Source organism: Psychrobacter sp. TWP2-1-2 (assembly GCF_049896785.1).
In the GTDB taxonomy this organism is placed as follows: domain Bacteria; phylum Pseudomonadota; class Gammaproteobacteria; order Pseudomonadales; family Moraxellaceae; genus Psychrobacter.
Window position 1 is genome coordinate 1 of sequence record NZ_JAFCVA010000038.1, and the last position, 3,689, is coordinate 3,689.

General features: G+C 34.4%; 3 protein-coding genes. All 3 read right to left on the reverse strand.

What is annotated here, in order from left to right; all coding sequences use genetic code 11:
• Positions 1 to 139: 139 nt before the first annotated feature.
• The 3 genes from ACP7AE_RS14080 to ACP7AE_RS14090 all read right to left on the reverse strand — a co-directional run bounded on the left by ACP7AE_RS14080 (position 140) and on the right by ACP7AE_RS14090 (position 3,563).
• On the reverse strand, positions 140 to 1,882 hold the full coding sequence (locus tag ACP7AE_RS14080; protein WP_426243839.1) for a DUF4942 domain-containing protein: 1,743 nt from the start codon (positions 1,880 to 1,882) through the stop codon (positions 140 to 142).
• A 365-nt stretch (positions 1,883 to 2,247) separates the two neighbouring features.
• Positions 2,248 to 2,577, reverse strand: a complete 330-nt coding sequence (locus tag ACP7AE_RS14085; protein WP_426243841.1) for a hypothetical protein — start codon at positions 2,575 to 2,577, stop codon at positions 2,248 to 2,250.
• Between the two features lie 389 nt (positions 2,578 to 2,966).
• Positions 2,967 to 3,563 carry a hypothetical protein gene (locus ACP7AE_RS14090; RefSeq protein ID WP_426243843.1) on the reverse strand — a complete coding sequence of 199 codons (597 nt, stop codon included), beginning with the start codon at positions 3,561 to 3,563 and terminating at the stop codon, positions 2,967 to 2,969.
• Between the last annotated feature and the right edge of the window lie 126 nt (positions 3,564 to 3,689).

Below are 3,689 nucleotides of genomic sequence, written 5' to 3' on the forward strand. Positions count from 1 at the left end.
TTTACCAATGCGACAGCCTCCATCATGGTTACTTATCAGCTGCCTTAACTGCTGTTAAGACAGAAACGACTATTATTATTTTTGGATTTAACTAAAAAACCCACTCGCTAGAATGGGCTTTTTGTACTTGGGGCGGTGCTTACATAGCTATTAAATATTCAGCGGTATAACCTAAAGATAGGCTGTTTGGCTGTGTTTCTTTATACATTTTCTCAAAATCTTTCTTAGTGCAATCACTATTTTTCATTTCACTATAAGCATCATTTGCGCTGTTTACCCATCCGCATAATTTACCGATCAAAATATTTAGGCGCAATATAAAATCCTTATGTAAGAATAAATGCTGATTACCGTTTTTAAAGAACTTTATAACAAATAATTCTGCCACTGCATCCTTATTAACATCAAAATAATTCACGGCTAATCGCTCACCATATACAATATCCGCATCAATAAATTCTGAACCATTGCAATAATCGGGTACTGGCATACCTACCAAACGAGCAATAACGCATATATCATTAATAACTTTATGGACGCTGTGACCTCTTATTTCACCTTGAAAACTTGTCTCAATACTAAATAATCTAGGCTGCACAATCCTATAATCTAACTGGTAATGACTGTGATTTTTACCATCGGGCTTTTGATACCTCCAACTACCGCCACCAGTAAAAACCTTTTCATTAGACTTGTAATTTATAATTGCATCTTTAGATGATAGATTAAAGAAAAAATCCTTTACCTGTGCTGATGTATATTGATCTGATTTCTTTATCACCATTTCTGTAATTATTAAAGCATTGATACTTGTAAAATCAATATACTTAGTCTTTGCCATTAGGTTACTGTATATCTTATCTCTATATTTTTCGGTCAATCGCTTTGTTATTGGCTCATAGTTATTGATAAACTGCCTCCAATATTGAGCCTTTAAAGAGTTTATCTTGGTTTTTATACTCTTTTTTATAGTGTTTATATCAATATTCATATCGTTAAAAACAGAAACATCAAGCATATTCAATATTAAAAAGCTATCGACTACTTTTTTTAAGTCGTTTTGGTACAAATTAACTAAATCATCAATTCTATTCGTTTTCTTAAATATCTCTGTTTTTTCCTTTTCTTCTTCTTTGACCTTACCGCTTGATTTTTCGATAAAATCAGGGAAGTTATCATTAAACCAATTATTAAAAGGGTCTGACTTTCTATAGCCTCTAAATGAGTATGCGCTACCGCTGATAATTGAATTTTTTATAAGCAACTTACTGTAAACGTCGCTTATAATCCTTACTACGTCTACCTTTGCTCTTGCTTGGCGATCAGCATTTATAAAATCTGCTTTATGTATAACCTCGCTTACTAAATCTCTTTTGCTTAACGCTGCTTTTATCTTCTCTGACTCAATCCATCTTGACGGCAAAACAAGATAAATAACGGTTGTAAAGCTATTTTCGATTATTGATGTTGTCCATCTTTCAAAATCGCTATAAGGTGGGTTGCAAAATATTATATCGCTCTCAATAGCTGATATATTCGTTTTATAAAAGTCGCTACCTATAAAGGTAATATTATCATCCCATTGTGCTATATGAAGTCTAGCTTTTTCGACTCCGTATAGATTACTAATAGAGTAATTAGAATTACTGCTTTTAACTATTTCGCTTAACTTTTGTAAGACTCTGCCGTCACCACAACCAATATCTAAAATACTGTCTAAATCTCTTAAACAATCAGCCTTTAAAACATCATCACCAATAATATTTATTATCTCGTCTGTTGTTGGATACCATTCAAAATCTGAATTTTCGGCTTTTAGTTCTTCAATTTTTTGCTTGGTCGTTAAATTTCTGCTATCTGAATTAGGTATAATATTAGGCACTTTAAAAACTCCATTTTGCTAATTTAATCCGCTTAGCGTGGCGGTGGATAGCAGGTTTGCTATCCTTTATAGCCTTATTATACCTTTAAGTAACCCATATTACTACCCTAGCAAGGGGTAAAATCAGCTCTTTAATGTAACGTAATGTAACCCATATTACTACCTTTTTAGCCTCTGCGGTGGTGGTTTGGCTAGCCCACAAACAAGCGTCTTTTTGCTTGTTTGTGATCGTGGCTAGTTGGGGCGGTGCTGCCTGCGCCTCTGTGGGCTGTTTGTGCCAATAGCAGGCGGTGCGCCTTGTCGGTCAATATCGAGACGAAAAAAAACCACTCGCTAGAATGGGCTTTTTGTACTTGGGGCGGTGTCTAATATGAATTAATCAAAATCTTAAATAACATTCTTTTAACTTCTTTGGTGGCGGTGTCTGTAAACCTTTTTTTATTTATTATTTTTTTTGCGTTTTCTTTGGTTATTAGTGCGTAACCTACTGTTTGATGACTGCTATGAATACGGCAAGGGTAAAAAGTGCCATTATTATAGGTTAATGGTAAAGAAATAAAGTCTTTATCACCTGCAATCGCTTTTAAATAGTCTTGGCTCAATGGCTGTTCAGCCTTTAAATATCTAATATTAGCTACGCTATTTATAGGTGAATGGTTGCTATAAATTACGATAAAATCATTATTAGTGTTCATTTTTTTCTTCCTTAGCAATTTTTAATCCGCTTGCTTGTGCGGTGGTCGTCAATTTGATGACCTTATCAAGTAGCTATCTTGCTGACTCAATAGAACTATTATACATTTAAGTAACCCATATTACTACCCTAGCAAGGGGTAAAATCAGCTCTTTAATGTAACGTAATGTAACCCATATTACTACCTTTTTAGCTGCTGCGGTGGTGGTTTGGCTAGCCCACAAACAAGCGTCTTTTTGCTTGTTTGTGATCGTGGCTAGTTGGGGCGGTGCTGCCTGCGCTTGGCTCGGCTGTTTGTGCCAATAGCAGGCGGTGCGCCTTGTCGGTCAATCTTGAGACGAAAAAAAACCCACTCGCTAGAATGGGCTTTTTGTACTTGGGGCGGTTGGTTTAAGCGGCTTTTGCCTGTATTAATTTTTCAACTTCTTCAGCGACTTCTAAGTAAAGCTCATAGGATTTAATCAAGTCTCTTAAATAGTCTTTATAACGAAATAATACAGCGTCATTATCAAGCGAGCCAAAATCGTTATTTTCAAGTTTGGCACATATGATAAAATCACAATTAAAAGAAAATAGGCTGTTGTCTAGGCGGTAAACTGTTGTTTCGTTAAGACTAAATGCTATCTTTCCATTCTTTTTAAGGTTTTTTACAAATTCTTCTGTTTGGTATTTTGGATTGCAATTATGATTATAATTTGCATATAAATAAGGTAAATCGGTATATTTATACTCTTTTCTGATCGCCTTTATTTTTGCTATTTTTTGACGGATGATGATATTTTCATCAATATCGTCATAAATTCCATTATCTATTAGTTTCCATTTAAGTTTTGAAGTAGCACTTGCTGATAGCATTTCAAAATTACCATCTATGTCATGGTTTATCATTGCACTTTTCAATAAATCAAGATTATCATATTTTGCATTAATGCTTATCTCTTGACCCTCAATGATACCGATTGCATTTTTACCAGTTAAAATAGACATTTTTTTCTTCCTTAGCAATTTTTAATCCGCTTGCTTGTGCGGTGGTCGTCAATTTGATGACCTTATCAAGTAGCTATCTTGCTGACTCAATAGAACTATTATACCTTTAAGTAACCCATATTACTA